This is a genomic window from Streptomyces sp. NPDC006997, assembly GCF_040635175.1.
Taxonomy (GTDB): domain Bacteria; phylum Actinomycetota; class Actinomycetes; order Streptomycetales; family Streptomycetaceae; genus Streptomyces.
On the sequence record NZ_JBEYHH010000005.1, the window covers coordinates 268,464 to 290,325 of the forward strand.

A 21,862-nucleotide genomic window follows, 5' to 3' on the forward strand; every position below is an offset into this window, starting at 1 on the left:
GTTACGCGTCGCGGCCGGAACGGGCCAGGACGCGGGACGGCCGTTCCCCGCGCCCGGCGCCCCGGCCCCCGGGCCCGCCGCCGCTCGGGCCCCTCGGGTCACGCCTGGCGCCCTGCCACCAGCCAGGACGACGGCAGCTCTATCCGGATGCCGCCCTCGGTGTACTCCGTGGTGACCAGCGGGAGTTCGCCGCCGGCGAGGACGGTGAGTCCGGCCGCGCGCAGGAAGTCGGGCACGGCGGCGTCGTCGACCGCGCCGGGCGCGATGCCGTGCCGCAGGACGGGGGCGAGTTTCGCGGGCGGACCGGCGGGGCCCTGCGCGAGACCGCGCAGCACGGCCCCGGCGGCCTGCGAGGGCTCGACGAGGAAGACCCGGCCGCGCTCCCCGGCGAGCGTGGCGATGCTGTCGGCCAGCGGCTGCCGGTCGTGGGGCTCGCACTGGTGCAGCACGCCCCGCACGTACACGTTGGCGTCGCCCAGCTCCGCGTGCAGGGTCTGCGCCTCGCCCTTCTCGGCGGCGTCCAGTACCCGGTAGGTGGCCTGTCCGGCCGGGTCGGCGCGGCGGGCGTGGTCCAGGGCCGCGGCGGACAGGTCGAGGCCGATCACATGGGGGAAGCGGTCGGCGAGGAACCGGGTCTGGGTGCCGTTGCCGCAGCCGAGGTCGAGCAGCGGCAGCGTGGGCTCCACGAGGTGCGGCTCGAACAGCGCCAGGTGCCGTCCCGCGGTCAGCGCGGGCTCCGCGTCCCAGAACACCGCCCCCGGCTCGTCCGACGCCTCCTGCCAGAAGCCCTCCCAGGCGTCCCGGTACCGACTCGTCACGCTCATGCCCAACTCCCCAGGGTGCGACGGCGACCCGCTCCGACAGACGGGCCAGTACGGTCTACCGCGCGCGGGGCACCGCCACAAGAACACGGCGCGAATCCCGCACGCCCCGTCCGCTCCCCCGCGCCCCTCTGTGCGCCCCCTCCGGCCCTGGGCTTCAGCGGCGGGGCAGGGTGAGTTCGCACCACACCGTCTTGCCGGCGCCGGTCCGGGTGGCGCCCCACTCGCGGGCCAGCGTGCTGACCACGCGCAGCCCGCGTCCGGTCTCGTCGCCGCCGGAGGCGCTGAGCAGGGTGGGCAGTTCGTGGTCGTCGTCGTCCACCTCGCACAGCAGGGTGTCGCCGCGCACCAGGCGCAGCCCGACCGGGCGGTGGCGGGAGTGCCGTACGGCGTTGGTGACGAGTTCGCTGACCAGCAGTTCGGCGGTGTACGCCGCCTTCGCCAGGCCCCAGTCGTGGAGCTGCTCACGGACCGCGGCCCGCGCCCGGCCCACCTCGGCGGGGTCGAGCGGCAGCCGCCACTCCGCGACGTCGTCCGGCTCGATGCCGCTGAGCCGGGCCATCAGCAGGGCCACGTCGTCCTTGCGGCCACCGCGCGGATTGAGGGCGCGGATGATGGTGTCGCAGGCGTCGTCCATGGACGCGGCCGGGTGCGCCGCCGACTCGCACAGGGTGGCGAGGCCGACGCCGATGTCCTCGCCGCGCACCTCGACCAGTCCGTCCGTGCACATCACCAGCCGGTCGCCGGGCCGCACGGGCACGCGTACCGCCTCGAACGGCACGCCGCCGATGCCGATCGGGGCGCCCGTGGGCAGGTCGAGCAGCTCGCTGCGGCCGTCCTCGGCGCGCACCAGCACCGGCGGGATGTGCCCGGCGTTGGCGAGGCTCAGTTCGCCCGCGACGGGGTCGTAGACGGCGTACAGGCAGGTCGCGAGGTAGTTCTCGCCGAGCCGCTGGGCGAGGTCGTCGAGGTTGCGCAGGAGTCGCGCGGGCGGCAGGTCGAGGGCGGCCATGGTCTGCACGGCGGTGCGCAACTGCCCCATCATCGCCGCCGAGTTCAGGCCGTGGCCCATGACGTCGCCGACGACGAACGCGGTGCGGGCGCCGGGCAGCTTCACCGAGTCGAACCAGTCGCCGCCGACCCGGCCGAGGAGCGTGCCGGGCAGGTAGCGGGTGGCGATGTCGCAGCCCGCCATCCGCGCCGGGATGTGCGGCAACATGCTGTCCTGGAGCGTCTCCGCGACGGACTCCTGGTAGGTGTACATGCGCGCGTTGTCGAGGACGAGGCCCGCGCGGGCGGCCAGTTCGGCGCCGGTGACCCGGTCCATGTCGTTGAACTCGGGCCGCTCGGGGTGGCGCAGCAGGATCATGAAGCCCAGGACGACGTTGCGCGCCTTCAGCGGCACGACCAGCATGGAACGCCCGGTGATCAGCGGCCGGATGTCGCGCTTCTCGAACTGCGCGGCGATGGCGTGCCCCGTCTCCTCGCTGATCCGCGGCACCAGCACCGGCTCCCCGGTGGTCATGCACTGGAAGAACGGGGTGTGCGCCGGGAACGGCATGGCCTCGCCGACCGGCACGACGTCGTCCCAGCGGCCGGGTTCGTCGGTGTGCTCCAGGGCGACCCGGTGCCAGAGGGTGGTGGTGTCCGGGACGCCGTCCGGGAACCCCTCCCCGGCGACGACCTGTTCGCGCAGATAGGTGCCCGCGACGTCGGTGAACCGCGGGACGACGGCCTTGCTGACCTCGACGATGGTCGCCGCGAGGTCGAGTGAGGTGCCGATCCGGCCGCTGACCTCGTTGAGGAACTCCAGGCGCTCGCGGACGGCCGCGTACTCCAGGTCCTCGCTGTCGTCGGCGTCCTCGCGCAGGTCCGTCGGCACGGGCTGGCCCGCCGCGACCGCCCGCGCGAGCCGCTCCCGGCGCGCCCGGCGCTCGGCGCGGCGGGGCACGCCCCAGTCGGGGGTGACGGGCACCCGGTCGTTCTGGCTGAACTCCAGGACGGGGTAGCCCAGTTCCAGGACCTGTGCGACGATCCGGGCGCTCTCCCCGACGCCCATGCTGGGCAGGATCTCGGGCAGCCCGCGCGCGAGGCGCTCGGCGCCGGGGAAGTCGGTGTGCAGCGCGAAGGCGGGCACGATCCGCTCGACGACGGCGTCCGTGGCGTCCAGCGCCTCGTCGGGGTCGCGGAGTCGGAGCGGGGCGGCCTCGGCGGCGAGCACGAGCAGCCGTTCCGGGCCGGGGCCGACCAGCGGGTAGGCCCACCACAGCACGTCGATCCGGTCGCTCCCGGGCACGTTGAGCCGCGCGCAGCCCGCGGCCGGGTAGGACAGCTGACCGCCGAGGGAGACGTCGAGGTCGGGCCCGAGCCCGTCGTCCACGCCGTACGACGAGGGGTCGCCGTCCTCCGGCAGCGCGCCGGAGACGGGCAGCAGGTCGACCGCGGGGCGGCCGAGCGCCGCCTCCTTGGAGGTGCCGAACAGCCGCCGGGCCCCGGCGCTCCAGTGGGAGACGAGGCCCTCGCGGTCGACGACGACCACGGCGAGCGGGACGCGTCCGGCGACGGCGCTCCCCGGCCCCGGGTGGCCGTCGGGCGCCGCCCGGTCGTCGGTGCCACGGTCCATGGTCCAGGCCCTCCTCCCCCATGGCTGAGCAAGATCTGTCCCCCGGCCCCCACGGTACGGCGGTGGCCGCGCCCGATGTGCGGCAACGGGCGAATTGACCGCGCCGGTGGGGGCGTCAGTCCTCGTGCCCGAGTTGGAGGTCCCGTTCGGTGCGTCCGCCGCCCGCGACCTGGAGGACGGTGGCGACGGGCGGGTACCCGGCGGCGATGACGGTGTACTCGCCGGACGACAGGTCGACGAAGCGGAAGGTGCCGTCCGCCGGGGTGGTGAGGGTGTCGACGACGTTGCCCGCCGCGTCGAGGAGGGTCACGCGCGCGTCCTCCACGGGCCGTCCGCCCCCGGCCCGGACCGTGCCGCGCAGCACGGCGCCGCCCGCGAGTTCGACGTCCTGCCGGGTCTCCCGGGCGGCCTGCACGCTGACCGGGAGGGCGGCGGGGCGGAAGGCGGGCGCGCTGGCGGCGAGGGTGTACTCGCCGGCGACGAGTTCGGTCATGACGTAGCCGCCCTCGCGCCCGCTGCGGGTGGTGGCGACGACCTCGCCGTGCACGTTGGTGAGGGTGACGGTGGCGTCCCGCACGGGGGTGCCGTCGGCGGTGAGGACGCTCCCGGCGAGCCGTCCGGCGCCGCCGAGGACGACGTCGAGTTCGACGGGCCGCTCGCCGACGGTCACGGAGACCGCCTGCGGCTGGTGGCCGCCCGCCGCCGCGATCAGCACGTACGCTCCCGCCCCGGGCGTGGCCAGCGCGTACCGCCCGTCGTCGCCGCTCGCGCCGCGCCCGACCTGCTGCCCGGCGACGTCGATCAGGGTGAGCGCGGCACGCGGCACGACGGTGCCGTCGGGGTGCTGCACCGTGCCGCAGACGGCGATCCCGGCGCCGTACGGGGTGCGGGCCTGCGGCACCGGCGGGGGCGGCGGCACGGCGTTCAGCCGGGCGGTGTCCGGGTCGGTGGTGGGGGCGTTGTGGGACACCAGTGGTCTCTCCTTGAGGAAGAAGGCGATGAGCAGACCGAGGACGAGCACCGGCACGAGGTAGAGGAAGATCCTCGGCATGGCGTCGGCGTAGGCCCGGATGTAGCTGTCGCGGAGGTCGGGCGGCAGGGCGTGCACCAGCCGCGGGGTCAGGGAATCGGCCGCGGGCAGCCCGGCGCCCGCGCGCGGGGGGAGTTCGTCGGCGAGGGCGTCGGTGAGCCGGTCGGCGAAGAGGGTGCCGAAGACGGCGGCGCCGACGCTGCCGCCGATCTGCCGGAAGTAGTTGTTGGCGCTGGTGGCGGTGCCCAGGTCGGCGGGGCGGACGCTGTTCTGCACGGCGAGGATGAGGACCGGCATCACCATGCCGATCCCGGCGCCGAGGACGGCCATCCAGACGCTGTAGTGCGGCCGCGGGGTGTCGGCCTCCAGCCGGGACAGCAGCCACATCCCGGCCACGCACAGGGCGCAGCCGAGGACGGGGTACGCCTTGTAGCGGCCGGTGCGGCTGACGAGCTGTCCGCAGACCACGGACGCGCCGACGATCCCGGCCATCATCGGCAGCATCAGCAGCCCGGACTCGGTGGCGGAGGCGCCGTCGACCATCTGGAGGAAGGTCGGCAGGTAGCTGGCGGCGCCGAACAGGGCGACGCCGACGACGAGGCCGACCAGGCCGGTGACGTTGAAGACGGAGTCCCGGAACAGCCGCAGCGGGATGAGGGGTTCGGCGGCGCGGTGCTCGGCGAGCAGGAAGAGCAGGGTGGCGGCGACGGCCCCGGCGGCGAGGCCGAGGATGAGGCGGGAGTCCCAGGCGTGTTCGGTGCCGCCCCAGCTGGTGAGCAGCACCAGGCAGGTGGACGCGGCGGTGAGCAGCAGCGCGCCGAGGACGTCGAGGCGGGCCCTCCTGGCCGGTTTGGGGAGTTTCAGCACGACGGCGACGACGGCCATGGTGGCCAGCCCGAAGGGCACGTTGACGTAGAAGCACCAGCGCCAGGACAGGTGGTCGGTGAAGTAGCCGCCGAGCAGGGGTCCGGCGACGGAGGCGAGCCCGAAGGCGGCGCCGATCAGGCCGAGGTACCGGCCGCGCCGCCGGGGCGGCACGATGTCCGCGATGATCGCCTGGACACCGGTCATGAGGCCACCCGCGCCGACGCCCTGGACGGCCCGGTAGGCGATGAGCTGGTCCATGGTCTGGGCACGCCCGGCGAGCGCGGAGCCGACGACGAAGACGACGATCGCGAACTGGAAGACACCCTTGCGGCCGAGGAGGTCGCCGAGCTTGCCGTAGACCGGCAGTCCGACGGTGGCGGTGAGGAGGTAGGCGGTGATCGCCCAGGACATCTTCTCCAGGCCGTGGAGTTCGCCGACGATCCGCGGCAGCGCGGTGGCGACGATCATCTGCTCCAGGGCGGCGAGCAGCAGCGCCATCATCAGCGCGAGGAAGACCAGCCGTACCCGGCGGGGGCTGAGCCCGGCGGCCGTGGCGGTCTCCGGGACGGGCGGCGGCGGGGGTGCCGCGACCGGTTCGTCCTGTACCAGAGTCGTCCCGCCCACGTACCGCTCCCCTCGTCGCGCCTGCCGCACGGTGCCCGCGGAAGCGGAAACTGCGCGCAGGCGCGGCGAGTTACGGCGGCGGCCCGGTCCCCGCGGAGATCCACTCGAACCGGTGAGCCCTCAACGGCGGCGCCGGGGCCGCCCTTTGTCTACTTCTCGACCTCGGTGGCCAGCCTGGCGAGGATCGCGTCGTAGATCCGGGCGAGCCCCTTGGGCGCGAAGGTCCGCTCGAAGAAGCCGCCGATGCCGGTGGCGCCCTGCCAGGTGCTGGTGACCACCACGCGGGACCTGCCCTCCCCGGCGGGGGTGACCCGCCAGGTGGTGACCATGGAGGAGTTGCGGTCCTTCTCGACGAGGTCGCCGTCGGACGGCTCGGTGACCTCCAGCAGGCAGTCCCGGACCCGCTTGCTGGTGGCCTGGAGCTTCCAGTGGACCAGGGTGCCCTCGCCGTCGCCGCCCTCGCGCACCTCGTACTCGCTGAACTGTTCGGGCAGCAGCTTGGCTCGGGTGCCACTGTAGTCGGCGAGGGTGTCGAACACCGTCTCCGGGTCCGCCGCGACGACCCGCTCCGTGCTGGCCTCGACCTGCGCCATCGACTTCCTCCAGGGCTTGAGTTCTCAAGGTCGGGGCAAGCCAACCACCCCGGTCCCCGGCCGCCAAATCGGGGCTTCGGAAGTGACCGAACACGATCATGGGAACAGATGTTCTATTCTGTGCCCAGTGCTACCGAGGAGGGGTCATGCGCTGGGAGAACCTCACGACGGGATCCGGCGGGACCGGGGAGCCGGCGGCGCCCGCCGAACACGGCCGGGCGCCCGACGCCGCGCTGTTCGGCGCCGACGCGGTGCATACACGCACGTTCGACACGCCGGAGTTCGCGGGCGTCACCTTCCACGAGATCCGGGCCCGCTCCATCCTCAACCGGGTGCCGGGCGCCTCCCGGATGCCGTTCGAATGGACGGTCAACCCCTACCGGGGCTGCACGCACGCGTGCGTCTACTGCTTCGCGAGGAAGACGCACAGCTATCTCGACCTGGACACCGGGCTCGGCTTCGACTCGCAGATCGTGGTCAAGGTGAACGCGCCGGAGCTGCTCCGCCGCCAGCTGGGCTCACGGCGCTGGCGGGGCGAGCACGTGGCGATGGGCACCAACGTCGACTGCTACCAGCGCGCGGAGGGCCGCTACCGGCTGATGCCGGGCATCATCGGCGCCCTGCGCGACCACGCCAACCCGTTCTCCATCCTCACCAAGGGCACCCTGATCCTGCGCGACCTCGACCTGCTGGCCGAGGCGGCGGAGGTGACCGACGTCGGCATCTCCGTCTCGGTCGGCTTCACCGACCCGGGGCTGTGGCGGACCGTGGAGCCGGGCACGCCCTCCCCCGAGCGGCGGCTCGACGTCGTACGCGCCCTCGGTGAGCGCGGCATCGGCTGCGGGGTGCTGATGGCGCCGGTGATCCCGTTCCTGAGCGACCACCCGGACCGGCTGCGGGCCACCGTGCGGGCGATCGCGGCCAGCGGGGCGACCTCCGTCACGCCGCTGGTGCTGCACCTGCGCCCGGGCGCCCGGGAGTGGTTCACGGCCTGGCTGGGTCGGCACCACCCCCACCTGGTGGGCCGGTACGAGCGGCTGTACGCGGACGGCGCGTACGCCCCGAAGTGGTACCAGCGGCGGATCACCCGTCAGGTGCACGACCTGGCCCGCGAGTACGGCATCGGGCCGTCCCCGGCGGCCATGCCCCGGCGGGTACCGGAACCGGAGCCCCCGGCCGGGGTGACCGGACCCGTGCAGCTCTCGCTGCTCTGACGGGGCATTCGAGCGCATCCGGCGGCCCGATCGGGTCACCTCGGACCGCCCCGCGTTCCTCCCCTCCCCCCTCCCGGGACGATCCGGCAAGGACCGTGATCCGCGCGGTCCCCAGCCCCTCCGTCCCGGGGAGGACCCGATGGGAAAGCGCGCAGCCCTGCTGTGCGGCGCCGCCGCCCTGCTGGTGGCGGGCACCTGCGCCGCCGTACCCGCGCCCGCCGGGGCGAGCACCGCCGCGGGCCTCACCTGGAAGGCGTGCGGCACCGCCCGCTACCCGGCCCTCCAGTGCGCCTCGCTGAAGGTGCCGCTGGACCACGCGGAGCCGCGCGGGCGGCAGATCACCCTCGCGCTGTCCCGCGTCCCGCACACCGCCCGCGTCTCCGAGGGGCCGCTGCTGGTCAACCCGGGCGGCCCCGGCGGCAGCGGGCGGACGCTCGCCGGGCATGTCGCCGCCGCGCTGCCCAAGGAGGTCGCCGCGCGGTACGACGTCATCGGCTTCGACCCGCGCGGGGTGGGCGCCAGCAGGCCCGCGCTGGACTGCCGCCCCGGCCACTTCGCCCCGGTGCGGCACGCCTCCGTGCCGGACTCGCCGGAGGTGGAGCGGGCGGGCCTCGCGCGCGCCCGCGCGTTCGCCGAGGCCTGCGGCAGGAAGTACGCGCGCGTGCTGCCGTACATCGACACGGTCAGCGCCGCGCGGGACCTCGACCTGATCCGGCGGGCGCTGGGCGCCGGGCGGCTGAACTACTTCGGCTACTCGTACGGCACCTACCTGGGCGCGGTCTACGCCCGGCTCTTCCCCGACCGGGTGCGGCGCATGGTGCTGGACTCCGTGGTCGACCCGACGGACGTCTGGTACGACGCCAACCTCGCCCAGGACCACGCCTTCGACGACCGCCACCGGGCGTTCCTGGCCTGGGTCGCCCGGCACGACGCGGTCTACGGCCTGGGCACCGACCCGGCGGCGGTGGAGCGCCGGTGGTACGCCCTGCGCGCGGCCCTGGAGAAGCGCCCGGCGGGGCGGAAGGTGGGCGCCGCCGAGTTGGAGGACACCTTCCTGCCGGGCGGCTACTACAACGGCTACTGGCCCTACCTGGCCGAGGCGTTCGCGGCCTACGCCAACGACGGGGACGCCGGTCCGCTCGTGGCGGCGTACGAGGAGTTCGGCGCGGTGGACGCGGCCGGGGACAACAACTACAGCGTCTACACCGCCGTGGAGTGCCGGGACGCCCGCTGGCCGCGCGACTGGCACCGGTGGCGCTCGGACAACGGGGCGGCGCATGAGAAGGCGCCGTTCATGACCTGGAACAACGCCTGGTACAACGCGCCGTGCGCGTTCTGGCCGACCCGGCCGCTGCACCCGGTGGACGTCTCCAACGCGCACCTGCCGCCGGTGCTGCTGTTCCAGGCGACGGGCGACGCGGCCACCCCGTACGAGGGTGCCGTGCGGATGCGCCGGATGCTGCACGGCTCGGCCCTGGTGGTCGAGGACGGCGGCGGCAACCACGGCGTCACGCTCAGCGGGAACGGCTGCCTGGACGGCCATCTGACGGCGTATCTGACGCGCGGCACGGTGCCCGCCGCCGCCAGCGGTCCGGGCGTCCGCAACGAGCCGGACGCCGCGTGCGCGCCGCTGCCCGACCCGAAGCCGCTGGTTGACGGCGGGCGCGCGGCGTCCCGGGGCGCGGCCCTGCACGCCCTGCTCGGCTTCCGCGGCCAGGGGCGTGCCTGATCAGTCCCGTCGTCGCCCGAGGGGCTGCTCAGCGGCGTCAGGTGCGCGCTCTCGGCGTGCCGGGCCCCGGCCCACGTACCGGATGTACGTGGGCCAGGGCCCGGTGCGGTCAGAGGGCGTGCCAGGCGCCGGGGCAGGCGGGACGCTCGCCTCACAGGGCGATGCGCCTGAGCGGGGCGGGGGTGTCGTCCGACCGCTCAGCGGCCCCTGTGGGGCAACCGTGCCAGCGCCCGTACCGCCGCCTCCGCGAAGGCCGGGTGGGCGAGGGCCGCCTCCAGGACGGGGCGGGCGCGGGGGTCGCCCAGCGCGCCGAGGCCCTCGACGCAGGCGAGGCCGACGCGGCGGTAGGGGTCGTGCGGGCGCAGCCGCCGGGTCAGGGTGCTGATCAGGGCGGGCACCGACTCGGGGGCGCGCAGGGCGGTCAGCAGCCGCACGGGGTGCAGGGCGTAGGCGACGCGCAGTTCGTTGGTGGCGAGGGCCGCCGCCGCGCGGGCGGTGCGCGGGTCGCCGAGGCGGGCGAGGGCGTACGCGGCGGAGGCGCAGCGCTGCGGGTCGCGGTGGTTGAGGAGGAGCACGAGGGACTCGAAGGCCCGCCGGTCGCCCGCGAGGCCGAGGCGGAACGCGGCCAGTTCCCTGGCCCACAGCGGCTGACCGGGGGCGGTGAGCACGTGCGCGAGCCGGTCGCGGTCCTCGGTGGCCGCCAGCGCGCCGAACTCCGGGGGGTCGCCGCTCTCCCGCCGTAAGCGCTCCGTGAGCGATCGCAACTCTTCGTCCATGACGCCGAGGGTACAAACGATCTCGGCGCCCGGGATCCACATCACCGAGACAAAGGGCTGGCGCGCTCGTTACTCGCCGGTTAAGCTCAGACGAGCGAGTTACCCGCTCGCGGACCCTCAGGGCGGCCTGGTGACGCAGCCGCCGTGAGCGCAGTCGGTTCGGTACCCCGTGTACCGCAGTACGACCAGGCCCCGGGACAGGGCCGGTCGGCCACCACCGTTCGCCGGGCGTGTGCGCGTCCGCGGCGGGCGGCGGCACCCCCGGGCGTGTGCGCATCGCAGCCCGGCCACACCCGCACCACGCAGCAGCACTTCCACGCACCCGGCACGCCCTCGTGGCGCGCCGGGGCGCTCCCAGTCGTCACCCTCATTCCTGGAGCCCGCGATGGCCTCTCCCCTGTCCCCCGCGCAGTCCCCGCTCTCCCCCCTGCAGAAGATCGCCGTGGTCGGTCTCGGCACCATGGGCACCGGCATCGCCGAGGTGCTCGCCAAGGCGGGCCGCGACGTCGTCGGCATCGACATCAGCGAGGCCCAGACCGCGGCGTGCGTCGCCGCCCTGGAGTCCTCCACCGCCCGCGCGGTGGCCCGCGGCCGGCTGACGGAGCCGGAGCGGGCCGAGGTCCTCGCCCGCTTCCACACCGCCACCGAGCTGACCGCCGCGGCCGACGCGGACCTGGTGATCGAGGTGGCGCCGGAGTCGTACGAGGTCAAGCAGCAGATCTTCCGCGAGCTGGACGGGATCGTCCGGCCGGACACCGTCCTGGCGACCGGCACCAACGCGCTGTCCGTGACCCGGCTCGCGGCCGACTCGGCGCGTCCCGAGCGGGTGCTCGGGCTGCACTTCTTCAACCCGGCCCCGGCGATGAGGCTGGTCGAGGTGGTCTCCTCGGTGCTGACCGCGCCGCAGGCCGTCACCGCCGTCACGGATCTCGCGGTGCAGCTCGGCAAGGAGCCGGTGGCGGTCGGCGACCGGCCCGGGTTCGTCGCCGACGGGCTGCTGTTCGGCTACCTCAACCAGGCCGCCGCGATGTACGAGGCCAACTACGCCACCCGCGAGGACATCGACGCCGCGATGCGGCTGGGCTGCGGGCTGCCGATGGGCCCCCTCGCCCTGCTCGACCTCATCGGCGTCGACACCGCGCGCACGGTCCTGGACGCCATGTACGCCGAGTCCCAGGACCGGCTGCACGCCCCCGCGCCGATCCTGAAGCAGCTCAGCGAGGCCGGACTGACGGGACGTAAGGCGGGCCGCGGCTTCTACACCTACGAGGCCCCCGGCAGCGCGACGGTGGTGCGGGACGCGCTGACGCCGCTGGAGGGCGGCACCCTCACCCCGGGCCGCCCGGTCCGCTCGGTGGGCGTCGCCGGTTCCGGGACCATGGCGTCGGGCATCGCTGAGGTCTTCGCCAAGGCCGGGTACGACGTCGTCCTCGCCGCCCGCAGCGAGGAGAAGGCGCAGGCGGCGAAGGCCAGGATCGGCAAGTCGCTGTCCCGCTCGGTCGACAAGGGCCGGATGACGGCGGAGTCGGCCGTCCAGACCCTGGAGCGGATCACCCCGGCGGGCTCCTACGACGCCTTCGCCGACGTCGACCTGGCCGTGGAGGCGGTCGCCGAGGACCTGGACGTCAAGCGGCAGCTGTTCGCGGCCCTGGACAAGGTGTGCAAGCCGGGCGCGGTGCTGGCGACCACCACCTCCTCGCTGCCGGTGATCGCCTGTGCCCGCGCCACCTCGCGCCCGCAGGACGTGATCGGGATGCACTTCTTCAACCCGGCCCCGGCGATGAAGCTGGTCGAGGTGGTGCGGACGGTGCTGACCGGCGACGACGTGCACGCCACCGTCCGCGAGGTGTGCGGCCGGATCCGCAAGCACGCCGTGGACTGCGGCGACCGGGCCGGGTTCATCGTGAACGCCCTGCTGTTCCCGTACCTCAACAACGCGATCAAGATGGTGCAGGACCACTACGCCTCCCTCGACGACATCGACGCCGCGATGAAGCTGGGCGGCGGCTACCCGATGGGCCCCTTCGAGCTGCTGGACGTCGTCGGGCTCGATGTCTCGCTGGCCATCGAGAAGGTGCTGCACCGCGAGTTCCGCGACCCGGGCCTGGCCCCGGCGCCGCTCCTGGAGCATCTGGTGGCCGCGGGCTGCCTCGGCCGCAAGACGGGCCGCGGCTTCCGCGAATATGCCCGGCGGTGACCGGCCCGGCGACTGGTTCCGCGCGGGCGCGGAGTGGGGCGGACTGCTCGATCCGGGCAGCCGCCCCACCCCCGCCGCACCCGGCGCTCCCCCGCCCGCGGAGGGCGGGGGAAAGCCCGGACCTGCGCACCAGGCCGCGGACATGCAGTACGTTCGGGTCATGTCCCAGCCCGCCAAGTCCACCCGTACCTCCGCCACGTCCGACGCTCCGGAGACCGCCGCGGGCAGCCGTGCCGCCGCCCAGCGGCTGAAAATGCGCCGGGAGCTGGCGGCGGCGGCCATGGAGCTGTTCGCGACCAAGGGGTACGAGGCGACCACCGTCGACGAGATCGCCGCCCAGGCCGGGGTGGCCCGCCGCACCTTCTTCCGCCACTTCCGCTCCAAGGAGGAGGCGATCTTCCCCGACCACGACGACACCCTGGTCCGGGCGGAGGCGGTGCTGAACGCGGCGCCCGCGCACGAGCACCCGCTCGACACGGTGTGCCGTGGCATCAAGGAGGTCATGCGGATGTACGCGGCCCGGCCGGAGATCTCGGTCGCCCGCTACAAGCTCACGCGCGAGGTGCCCACCCTGCGCGAGGCGGAGATCGCCTCGGTGGCCCGCTACGAACGGCTCTTCACCCGCTACCTGCTCGGCCACTTCGACGAGCACGCGCACCACGACGCCGCCAACGACGACCCGCTGCTCGCCGAGGTCGCCGCGTCCGCCGTGGTCACCGCCCACAACCACGTGCTGCGGCGCTGGCTGCGGGCGGACGGCCAGGGCGACGTGGAGGCGCAGCTCGACCACGCCTTCGCGATCGTCCGCAAGACCTTCGGCGCGGGCATCGGCGTCGGCCGCTCCACGGCGCCCCGGTCCACCGTGCCCCCGGCGGGGGTCTCCGCGCACGGTGAGGTGCTGGTCACGGTGGCCCGTACCGACGCCCCGCTGGACGAGGTCATGCGGACCATCGAGGAGGCGCTGAAGTCCCGCTGAGCGCCTGCCCTCCCCTGTGATGACGGCCACCCCTCGGGGTGGCCGTTTTGGTGTCTCCCGAGCCGTTTTCCACCGGTCCTCCACCCCGATTCGATCGATCATCGCTCATCTGATGCGTAAAGATTTCATCTGAGAGCAATTTCTGGCACTCAGTGCCTTGCCAGGTGACACGGTGTGCCATACGTTGAAGGTGTCCGGGCTGTCCCCGCGGGCCACCACCGCGCCCCGGACGCCTGCGTCACAGGCACCCTCCCGCGCGCCACCAAGCGCTGCCGAACAGCACCACCCGCCGAACCGACGGCACCGTTCGAAAAACCCTCAGCAGCACCGACGTAACCCTCAGCGCCCCTCCCTCAGGGCGCTCATCGCCGGAGGCAACACCGTGACCGTGAAGGACATCCTGGCCGCGATCCAGTCGCCCGACTCCACCCCGGCCGACTTCGCCAACCTGACGCTCCCCGAGTCGTACCGCGCGATCACCGTGCACAAGGACGAGACGGAGATGTTCGCGGGCCTCGAAACCCGTGACAAGGACCCCCGCAAGTCGCTGCACCTGGACGAGGTGCCGCTGCCCGAACTGGGCCCCGGTGAGGCCCTGGTGGCCGTCATGGCCTCCTCGGTCAACTACAACTCGGTGTGGACCTCGATCTTCGAGCCGCTGTCCACGTTCGGGTTCCTGGAGCGCTACGGACGCACCAACGACCTCGCCAAGCGCCACGACCTGCCGTACCACATCATCGGCTCCGACCTCGCGGGCGTCGTGCTGCGCACCGGCCCCGGCGTGAACGCCTGGCGGCCCGGTGACGAGGTGGTCGCGCACTGCCTCTCCGTCGAGCTGGAGTCCTCCGACGGCCACAACGACACCATGCTCGACCCCGAGCAGCGCATCTGGGGCTTCGAGACCAACTTCGGCGGCCTCGCCGAGATCGCGCTGGTCAAGTCCAACCAGCTGATGCCGAAGCCCGGCCACCTCTCCTGGGAGGAGGCCGCCGCCCCCGGCCTGGTCAACTCCACCGCCTACCGGCAGCTCGTCTCCCGCAACGGAGCGGCGATGAAGCAGGGCGACAACGTCCTGATCTGGGGCGCGAGCGGCGGCCTCGGCTCGTACGCCACCCAGTTCGCGCTCGCGGGCGGCGCCCACCCGATCTGCGTCGTCTCCTCGCCGCAGAAGGCGGAGATCTGCCGGTCCATGGGCGCCGAGTCGATCATCGACCGCAACGCCGAGGGTTACCGGTTCTGGAAGGACGAGCAGACCCAGGACCCCAGGGAGTGGAAGCGCTTCGGCAAGCGCATCCGCGAACTCACCGGCGGCGAGGACATCGACATCGTCTTCGAGCACCCCGGCCGCGAGACCTTCGGCGCGTCCGTCTTCGTCACCCGCAAGGGCGGCACCATCACCACCTGCGCCTCCACCTCGGGCTACATGCACGAGTACGACAACCGCTACCTGTGGATGTCACTGAAGCGGATCATCGGCTCCCACTTCGCCAACTACCGCGAGGCGTGGGAGGCCAACCGGCTGATCGCCAAGGGTAAGATCCACCCGACGCTCTCCAAGGTCTACGCCCTGGAGGAGACCGGCCAGGCCGCGCACGACGTGCACCGCAACGCCCACCAGGGCAAGGTCGGCGTGCTCTGCCTCGCGCCCGAGGAGGGCCTCGGCGTGCGCGACCCGGAGATGCGCGGCCAGCACCTGGACGCCATCAACCGCTTCCGGAACATCTGAGGGCCGGTAGATGACAGAGCGTCAGACCGTGCCTGCGGCTGAGGGCGCGCCCGTGTCGAAGGAGACGAAGACAAGGGAGCGAGGCGACCGCGGGCCGAGGAACGTCGACACGGGCACAGAGCGCCCTCAGCCGCGGGCGCAGAAGGAAAGGGACCGCCCGTGGCTGATGCGGACCTACGCGGGCCACTCCACCGCCGAGGCGTCCAACGAGCTGTACCGGCGCAACCTCGCCAAGGGCCAGACGGGCCTGTCGGTCGCCTTCGACCTGCCGACCCAGACCGGCTACGACTCCGACCACGTCCTCGCCCGCGGCGAGGTGGGCCGGGTCGGGGTGCCGATCGCGCACCTCGGCGACATGCGCCGTCTCTTCCAGGACATCCCCCTGGAGCAGATGAACACCTCGATGACCATCAACGCCACCGCCATGTGGCTGCTGGCGCTCTACCAGGTCGTCGCGGAGGAGCAGGGCGCGGACGTCACCCGGCTCCAGGGCACCACCCAGAACGACATCGTCAAGGAGTACCTGTCCCGGGGCACGCACGTCTTCCCCCCGGGGCCCTCCCTCCGCCTGACGACCGACATGATCGCGTACACGGTCTCGCACCTGCCCAGGTGGAACCCGATCAACATCTGCAGCTACCACCTCCAGGAGGCGGGCGCGACGCCGGTCCAGGAGATCGCGTACGCGATGTCCACGGCGATCGCGGTCCTGGACGCCGTACGCGACTCCGGGCAGGTGCCGCAGGAGCGCATGGGCGACGTGGTGGGCCGGATCTCCTTCTTCGTGAACGCGGGCGTCCGGTTCATCGAGGAGATGTGCAAGATGCGCGCCTTCGGCCGCATCTGGGACCGCGTCACGCACGAGCGGTACGGCATCGAGAACCCCAAGCACCGCCGCTTCCGCTACGGCGTCCAGGTCAACTCCCTCGGGCTGACCGAGGCGCAGCCGGAGAACAACGTCCAGCGGATCGTGCTGGAGATGCTGGCGGTGACGCTGTCGAAGGACGCACGCGCGCGTGCCGTGCAGCTCCCCGCCTGGAACGAGGCGCTCGGCCTGCCGAGGCCCTGGGACCAGCAGTGGAGCCTGCGCATCCAGCAGGTGCTGGCGCACGAGAGCGACCTGCTGGAGTACGACGACATCTTCGAGGGCTCGAAGGTGGTCGAGGCGAAGGTGGACGAGCTGGTCGCGGAGGCGTCCGCCGAGATCGAGCGCATCCAGGAGATGGGCGGCGCCATGGCGGCCGTCGAGTCCGGCTACCTGAAGTCGCGGCTGGTCTCCTCGCACGCGGAGCGCCGGGCCCGGATCGAGTCCGGGCGGGAGAAGATCGTCGGCGTCAACGTCTTCGAGACGACCGAGCCGAACCCGCTCACGGCCGACCTGGACACCGCGATCCAGACGGTCGACCCGGCGGTGGAGGCCCGCGTGGTCGCCGCCCTCCAGCACTGGCGGGACACCCGCTACCAGCCGCCCTTCAACCATCCCCGCCCGTGCAAGGCGCTGGAGCGGCTGAAGGAGGCCGCCAAGGGCACCGACAACCTCATGGAGGCCACCCTGGAGTGCGCCCGCGCGGGCGTCACGACCGGCGAGTGGGCGGGCGCCCTGCGCGAGGTGTTCGGCGAGTTCCGGGCCCCCACCGGCGTCTCCTCCGCGCCGGTCGCGGTGACCGCCGAGGAGGGCACGGGACTGGCTCTCGTCCGCCGCAAGGTGGAGCTGACGGCGAAGGACCTCGGCGTCGGCAAGCTCCGGTTCCTGGTCGGCAAGCCCGGCCTCGACGGGCACTCCAACGGCGCCGAGCAGATCGCCGTACGCGCGCGTGACGCGGGCTTCGAGGTGGTCTACCAGGGCATCCGGCTCACCCCGGAGCAGATCGTCGACGCCGCCCTCGCCGAGGACGTGCACGCGGTCGGCCTGTCGATCCTGTCCGGTTCGCACGCCCAGCTGGTGCCGGACGTACTCGAACGGCTGCGTGTGGCCGGTGCCACAGACATCCCGGTGATCGCCGGTGGCATCATCCCGAACGGTGACGCCGAGCAGCTCCGGGCCGCCGGGGTGGCCGCGGTCTTCACCCCGAAGGACTTCGACATCACCGGCATCATCGGCCGCATCGTCGACGAGATCCGCACAGCCAACAAGCTCGACCCCCTGGAGGTCCCCGCATGACCACGGTCAACCGCCTTCGCCCCCGGCGTTCCTGTCTGGCGGTACCGGGCTCGAACCCGCGCTTCCTGGAGAAGGCCCAGGGCCTGGCCGCCGACCAGGTCTTCCTCGACCTGGAGGACGCGTGCGCGCCGCTGGCGAAGCCGGAGGCCCGGCACACCATCGTCAAGTTCCTCAACGAGGGCGACTGGACGGGCAAGACCCGCGTCGTGCGCGTCAACGACTGGACGACCGAGTGGACGTACCGCGACGTCGTGACCGTGGTCGAGGGCGCGGGCCCGAACCTGGACTGCATCATGCTGCCGAAGGTCCAGGACGCCCGGCAGATCGTCGCCCTCGACCTGCTCCTCACCCAGATCGAGAAGACGATGGGCTTCGAGGTCGGCCGGATCGGCATCGAGGCGCAGATCGAGAACGCGCAGGGCCTGAACAACGTCAACGAGATCGCGCAGGCGTCCCCGCGCGTCGAGACGATCATCTTCGGCCCGGCCGACTTCATGGCGTCGATCAACATGAAGTCGCTGGTCGTGGGCGAGCAGCCGCCCGGCTACCCGGCGGACGCCTACCACTACATCCTGATGAAGATCCTCATGGCCGCCCGCGCCAACAACCTCCAGGCGATCGACGGGCCCTACCTCCAGATCCGCAACGTCGACGGCTACCGTGAGGTCGCCCAGCGTGCCGCCGCGCTCGGCTTCGACGGCAAGTGGGTGCTGCACCCGGGCCAGGTCGAGGCGTCCAACGAGATCTTCTCGCCGTCCCAGGAGGACTACGACCACGCCGAGCTGATCCTGGACGCGTACGACTACTACACGTCCGAGGCGGGCGGCAGGAAGGGCTCCGCGATGCTCGGCGACGAGATGATCGACGAGGCCAGCCGCAAGATGGCGCTGGTCATCGCGGGCAAGGGGCGGGCCGCCGGGATGCGGCGCACCAGCACGTTCGAGATTCCGGAGGCGTGAGGCCATGCAGTTCGGGCGCACCTACGAGGAGTTCGAGGTCGGGGCGGTCTACAAGCACTGGCCCGGGAAGACGGTCACCGAGTACGACGACCACCTCTTCTGCCTCCTCACCATGAACCACCACCCGCTCCACATGGACGCGAACTACGCCGAGCACACGACGGACTTCGGCAGGAACGTCGTCGTCGGCAACTACGTCTACTCGCTCCTCCTCGGCATGTCCGTCCCGGACGTCTCCGGGAAGGCGATCGCCAACCTGGAGATCGAGTCGCTGAGGCACGTGGCGCCGACCTTCCACGGCGACACGGTCTACGGCGAGACGACCGTGCTCGACAAGTGGCCGTCGAAGTCGAAGGACGACCGCGGCATCGTGCACGTGGAGACCAAGGGGTACAAGCAGGACGGCACCCTGGTCTGCGTCTTCCGCCGCAAGGTGATGGTGCCGACCGAGACGTACATCAAGGCGCGCGGCGGCGAGCAGCCGGGCCGCCCGCCCGTCTCCCCCCACCACCCGCAACCGACGCCCCCTCGGGGCGACACCTCCGATTCCGAGCTGAAGGAACAGGGGAAGTAGAGATGGCCCGCCTCGCCCAGACCGCCGGTCTGACCGACGTCCAGCAGGAGATCCTCTCCACCGTCCGCGACTTCGTGGACAAGGAGATCATCCCGGTCGCCACCGAGCTGGAGCACCGTGACGAGTACCCGCAGGCGATCGTCGACGGCCTGAGGGAGTTGGGCCTGTTCGGCCTGATGATCCCGGAGGAGTACGGCGGCCTGGGCGAGTCGCTGCTGACGTACGCGCTGTGCGTGGAGGAGATCGCCCGGGGCTGGATGTCCGTCTCCGGCATCATCAACACCCACTTCATCGTGGCGTACATGCTCAAGCAGCACGGCACCCAGGAGCAGAAGGACCACTTCCTGCCCCGGATGGCCGCGGGCGACATCCGCGGCGCGTTCTCCATGTCGGAGCCGGGCCTCGGCTCCGACGTGTCGGCGATCACCTCCAAGGCGGTCCGGGAGGGCGACGAGTACGTCCTGAACGGGCAGAAGATGTGGCTGACGAACGGCGGTACGTCGTCGCTGGTGGCCGTCCTGGTCAGAAGTGACGAAGGACACCCCGAGGGCACCGCCCCCCACAAGTCGATGACCACCTTCCTGGTGGAGAAGGAGCCCGGCTTCGGCGAGGTCCGCCCCGGCCTCACCATCCCGGGCAAGATCGACAAGATGGGGTACAAGGGGGTGGACACCACCGAACTCATCATGGATGGCCTGCGGATTCCCGCCGACCGGGTGCTCGGCGGCACCACCGGCCGAGGTTTTTACCAAATGATGGACGGCGTCGAGGTGGGCCGCGTGAACGTGGCGGCGCGTGGCTGCGGCGTCGCCCAGCGTGCCTTCGAACTGGGTGTCCAGTACGCCCAGCAGCGACACACTTTCGGCAAGCCGATCGCCCAGCACCAGGCGATCCAGTTCAAGCTGGCGGAGATGGCCACCAAGGTCGAGGCCGCCCATGCGATGATGGTGAACGCGGCACGCAAAAAGGACTCCGGGCAGCGAAACGACCTCGAAGCGGGGATGGCGAAGTACCTCGCCTCCGAGTACTGCAAGGAGGTCGTCGAAGACGCCTTCCGGATCCACGGCGGCTACGGCTTCTCCAAGGAGTACGAGATCGAGCGCCTCTACCGGGAGGCCCCGATGCTGCTGATCGGTGAGGGTACCGCCGAGATCCAGAAAATGATCATTGGGCGCCGACTGCTCGAAGAGTATCGATTCCAGGGCTGAATGTCCGGAAACGGGGTGTTATCTCCGAGAAGAAGATCACACCCCGTAGGCGCCCCCCACCCGTCGACTCGGCTTCCGGACTTACCCAGTTGTGGCGCTTAGCCGCTACGATCGCCGGAAAGCCGCCGTCCCCCGTCAGAAGCGCGGCGTAATCCGCTACGAAGGTCATCCATGCCCCACAGCCAAACCTCTGCACCTCGCGACAGCCTGGCCGGCGTACGCCTCGCGCGCGGAGCATCGCCGTGGCTCCTGCCGACCGTTGCCACCGCAGCCCTCAGCCTGGCCCGTGCGCGCCGCTCCGGTGCCGCCAAGGCCGTCGCCGTCCCCGCCACCGCGCTCGCGGCGGGGATGCTGTGGTTCTTCCGCGACCCCGAGCGCGAGATCGCCCAGGGCAGGGTCATCTCGCCCGCCGACGGCGTGGTGCAGAGCATCATGCCGTGGAAGGACGGCCGCACGCGCGTCGCGATCTTCATGAGCCCGCTCAACGTGCACGTCAACCGTGCCCCGCTGTCCGGCACGGTGACGTCCGTGGAGCACGTCCCGGGCGGATTCGTTCCCGCGTTCAACAAGGAGAGCGAGAACAACGAGCGCGTCGTCTGGCACTTCGACACCGAACTCGGTGACATCGAGATGATCCAGATCGCCGGCGCGGTGGCCCGCCGTATCGTCCCCTACCTCCCCGAGGGCACCAAGGTCGAGCAGGGTGACCGGATCGGCCTGATCCGCTTCGGCTCCCGTGTCGACCTCTACCTCCCGGAGGGCGTGGACGTCGCGGTCGAGGTCGGTCAGAAGACGGTGGCTGGGGTGACTCGCATTGACCGTGACTGACCCGGAGACGCGAACGGGCTGGGTGCCGGAGGTCGCCGAGGACGAAGAGGAGGAGATGCCCCTCTCTCTGCGCCTCTCGATAGCGGACACCCTCACCCTGGGCAACGCGACCTGCGGCTTCATGGCGGTGTACTTCACCACCACCGGCATCCTGATCCCGCACCTCACCGGCAGCCAGGAGACCGGCATGGCCCGCCACAGCGCGGCCACCGCGGTCATCCTCATGCTCTGCGCCGCGGTCTTCGACCTGTTCGACGGCCTGGTGGCGCGCAAGCTCCGCTCCTCCCCCATGGGCGCGGAGCTGGACAACCTCTCCGACCTGATCAGCTTCGGCCTGGCCCCGGCGTACTTCGTCCTGGTCTACGGCATGGTCGCGGACGACGCCCACCAGCGGGTGGCGGCGGTGGGCGCGATCGTCGTGCTCCTTGCCGTCGTACTGCGCCTGGCGAGGTTCTCCTGTGTGACCCCGACGAACGGCATGTTCCAGGGGATGCCGAGCCCCTTCGGCGCGCTGACGGTGGTCGCGATCGTGCTGCTGGAGCTGCCGTTCGTCGCCACCCTGCTGGCGATCATCGGCACCGCCTGGCTGATGGTGAGCCGGGTCGAGTACCCCAAGCCGCGGGGCCGCCTCGCGGTGGCGATGCTCGCCTGGATCGTCCTGTCGATGGGCCTGCTCTCCGCCTGGGCCTTCGGCGCCCCCAGCGGCCAGCTCCTCCTCCAGACGGGCTGCGCGCTCCAGCTGGTCACCGGCGCGGTGATCCCCCTGTTCGCCACGGCCCGCCGGGTGAACAACTTCCGCGGCAACCGCCGCGAGGCGCGGGCCGCGCAGATCCCGTAGCCCGGGCAGGCGACGGCAGCGGGCCCCGAACCCACGGTTGGTGACCGGTCCGGACGCCCAGCCCCCCACGCCGTCCGCCGTGCCCGCCCCCGCTACCGCGCATGGCGGCCGACGCCCC

15 protein-coding genes and 1 pseudogene are annotated in these 21,862 nt (G+C 72.3%); 11 read left to right on the top strand and 5 right to left on the bottom strand.

The window, feature by feature from the left end; all coding sequences use genetic code 11:
* Positions 1 to 98: 98 nt before the first annotated feature.
* From ABZ659_RS07370 to ABZ659_RS07385, 4 genes are all read right to left on the bottom strand, one after another.
* Positions 99 to 824, bottom strand: coding sequence for a class I SAM-dependent methyltransferase (locus ABZ659_RS07370; protein WP_360214426.1), 726 nt, complete (start codon positions 822 to 824; stop codon positions 99 to 101).
* Positions 825 to 978: 154 nt separating this feature from the next.
* The gene (locus ABZ659_RS07375; protein WP_360214428.1) at positions 979 to 3,444 is read right to left on the bottom strand and encodes a SpoIIE family protein phosphatase; all 2,466 of its coding nucleotides are present in this window, start codon (positions 3,442 to 3,444) and stop codon (positions 979 to 981) included.
* 115 nt (positions 3,445 to 3,559) lie between these two features.
* Positions 3,560 to 5,965, bottom strand: coding sequence for an MFS transporter (locus ABZ659_RS07380; RefSeq protein ID WP_360214430.1), 2,406 nt, complete (start codon positions 5,963 to 5,965; stop codon positions 3,560 to 3,562).
* Between the two features lie 149 nt (positions 5,966 to 6,114).
* On the bottom strand, positions 6,115 to 6,558 hold the full coding sequence (locus tag ABZ659_RS07385) for an SRPBCC family protein (RefSeq protein WP_360214432.1): 444 nt from the start codon (positions 6,556 to 6,558) through the stop codon (positions 6,115 to 6,117).
* 146 nt (positions 6,559 to 6,704) lie between these two features.
* Between ABZ659_RS07385 and ABZ659_RS07390 the strand changes: the two genes are divergently transcribed.
* Together ABZ659_RS07390 and ABZ659_RS07395 are read left to right on the top strand one after the other, a co-directional pair.
* Entirely contained in the window at positions 6,705 to 7,772 is a 1,068-nt protein-coding gene (locus tag ABZ659_RS07390; protein WP_360214434.1) for an Rv2578c family radical SAM protein, read from the top strand.
* A 139-nt stretch (positions 7,773 to 7,911) separates the two neighbouring features.
* Complete coding sequence (locus tag ABZ659_RS07395; RefSeq protein WP_360214436.1) at positions 7,912 to 9,501, top strand: alpha/beta hydrolase; 1,590 nt, start codon at positions 7,912 to 7,914, stop codon at positions 9,499 to 9,501.
* Between the two features lie 197 nt (positions 9,502 to 9,698).
* Here ABZ659_RS07395 and ABZ659_RS07400 read toward each other — a convergent pair whose 3' ends face one another.
* A complete protein-coding gene (locus ABZ659_RS07400) occupies positions 9,699 to 10,277 on the bottom strand; it encodes an adenylosuccinate lyase (protein ID WP_360214438.1) in 579 nt (192 codons plus the stop codon).
* Between the two features lie 385 nt (positions 10,278 to 10,662).
* Between ABZ659_RS07400 and ABZ659_RS07405 the strand changes: the two genes are divergently transcribed.
* The 9 genes and pseudogenes from ABZ659_RS07405 (at position 10,663) to pssA (ending at position 21,744) form a co-directional block, all read left to right on the top strand.
* Entirely contained in the window at positions 10,663 to 12,474 is a 1,812-nt protein-coding gene (locus ABZ659_RS07405; protein ID WP_360214440.1) for a 3-hydroxybutyryl-CoA dehydrogenase, read from the top strand.
* Between the two features lie 160 nt (positions 12,475 to 12,634).
* Positions 12,635 to 13,450: a TetR family transcriptional regulator gene (locus tag ABZ659_RS07410; RefSeq protein ID WP_360214442.1), complete on the top strand. Its 816-nt coding sequence runs from the start codon at positions 12,635 to 12,637 to the stop codon at positions 13,448 to 13,450.
* A gap of 382 nt (positions 13,451 to 13,832) precedes the next feature.
* Positions 13,833 to 15,176: a crotonyl-CoA carboxylase/reductase gene (gene ccrA / locus ABZ659_RS07415; protein ID WP_360214444.1), complete on the top strand. Its 1,344-nt coding sequence runs from the start codon at positions 13,833 to 13,835 to the stop codon at positions 15,174 to 15,176.
* Positions 15,177 to 15,315: 139 nt separating this feature from the next.
* Positions 15,316 to 17,337: pseudogene (locus ABZ659_RS07420) on the top strand (protein meaA); the annotation flags it as partial.
* Positions 17,334 to 18,296: a CoA ester lyase gene (locus ABZ659_RS07425; RefSeq protein ID WP_360214446.1), complete on the top strand. Its 963-nt coding sequence runs from the start codon at positions 17,334 to 17,336 to the stop codon at positions 18,294 to 18,296. The pseudogene ABZ659_RS07420 and the gene ABZ659_RS07425, both read left to right, overlap by 4 nt.
* A 4-nt stretch (positions 18,297 to 18,300) precedes the next feature.
* Positions 18,301 to 18,870 (top strand): MaoC family dehydratase, encoded by a 570-nt coding sequence (locus ABZ659_RS07430; protein ID WP_360214448.1) that lies wholly within the window; start codon positions 18,301 to 18,303, stop codon positions 18,868 to 18,870.
* Positions 18,871 to 18,872: 2 nt separating this feature from the next.
* The gene (locus ABZ659_RS07435) at positions 18,873 to 20,078 is read left to right on the top strand and encodes an acyl-CoA dehydrogenase family protein (protein WP_360214450.1); all 1,206 of its coding nucleotides are present in this window, start codon (positions 18,873 to 18,875) and stop codon (positions 20,076 to 20,078) included.
* Between the two features lie 171 nt (positions 20,079 to 20,249).
* Positions 20,250 to 20,906, top strand: a complete 657-nt coding sequence (locus ABZ659_RS07440) for a phosphatidylserine decarboxylase (RefSeq protein WP_360214452.1) — start codon at positions 20,250 to 20,252, stop codon at positions 20,904 to 20,906.
* Positions 20,893 to 21,744, top strand: a complete 852-nt coding sequence (pssA, locus tag ABZ659_RS07445; protein WP_360214454.1) for a CDP-diacylglycerol--serine O-phosphatidyltransferase — start codon at positions 20,893 to 20,895, stop codon at positions 21,742 to 21,744. Before ABZ659_RS07440 ends, pssA begins: the two co-directional genes overlap by 14 nt.
* Positions 21,745 to 21,862: the final 118 nt, after the last annotated feature.

What these genes read in the sequence shown, in the direction of transcription:
- ABZ659_RS07370 (WP_360214426.1), bottom strand. Translation starts at nt 824, where the DNA reads ATGAGCGTGACGAGTCGGTACCGGGACGCCTGGGAGGGCTTCTGGCAG.
- ABZ659_RS07375 (WP_360214428.1), bottom strand. Translation starts at nt 3,444, where the DNA reads ATGGACCGTGGCACCGACGACCGGGCGGCGCCCGACGGCCACCCGGGG.
- ABZ659_RS07385 (WP_360214432.1), bottom strand. Translation starts at nt 6,558, where the DNA reads ATGGCGCAGGTCGAGGCCAGCACGGAGCGGGTCGTCGCGGCGGACCCG.
- ABZ659_RS07390 (WP_360214434.1), top strand. Translation starts at nt 6,705, where the DNA reads ATGCGCTGGGAGAACCTCACGACGGGATCCGGCGGGACCGGGGAGCCG.
- ABZ659_RS07395 (WP_360214436.1), top strand. Translation starts at nt 7,912, where the DNA reads ATGGGAAAGCGCGCAGCCCTGCTGTGCGGCGCCGCCGCCCTGCTGGTG.
- ABZ659_RS07400 (WP_360214438.1), bottom strand. Translation starts at nt 10,277, where the DNA reads ATGGACGAAGAGTTGCGATCGCTCACGGAGCGCTTACGGCGGGAGAGC.
- ABZ659_RS07405 (WP_360214440.1), top strand. Translation starts at nt 10,663, where the DNA reads ATGGCCTCTCCCCTGTCCCCCGCGCAGTCCCCGCTCTCCCCCCTGCAG.
- ABZ659_RS07410 (WP_360214442.1), top strand. Translation starts at nt 12,635, where the DNA reads ATGTCCCAGCCCGCCAAGTCCACCCGTACCTCCGCCACGTCCGACGCT.
- ABZ659_RS07425 (WP_360214446.1), top strand. Translation starts at nt 17,334, where the DNA reads ATGACCACGGTCAACCGCCTTCGCCCCCGGCGTTCCTGTCTGGCGGTA.
- ABZ659_RS07430 (WP_360214448.1), top strand. Translation starts at nt 18,301, where the DNA reads ATGCAGTTCGGGCGCACCTACGAGGAGTTCGAGGTCGGGGCGGTCTAC.
- ABZ659_RS07435 (WP_360214450.1), top strand. Translation starts at nt 18,873, where the DNA reads ATGGCCCGCCTCGCCCAGACCGCCGGTCTGACCGACGTCCAGCAGGAG.
- ABZ659_RS07440 (WP_360214452.1), top strand. Translation starts at nt 20,250, where the DNA reads ATGCCCCACAGCCAAACCTCTGCACCTCGCGACAGCCTGGCCGGCGTA.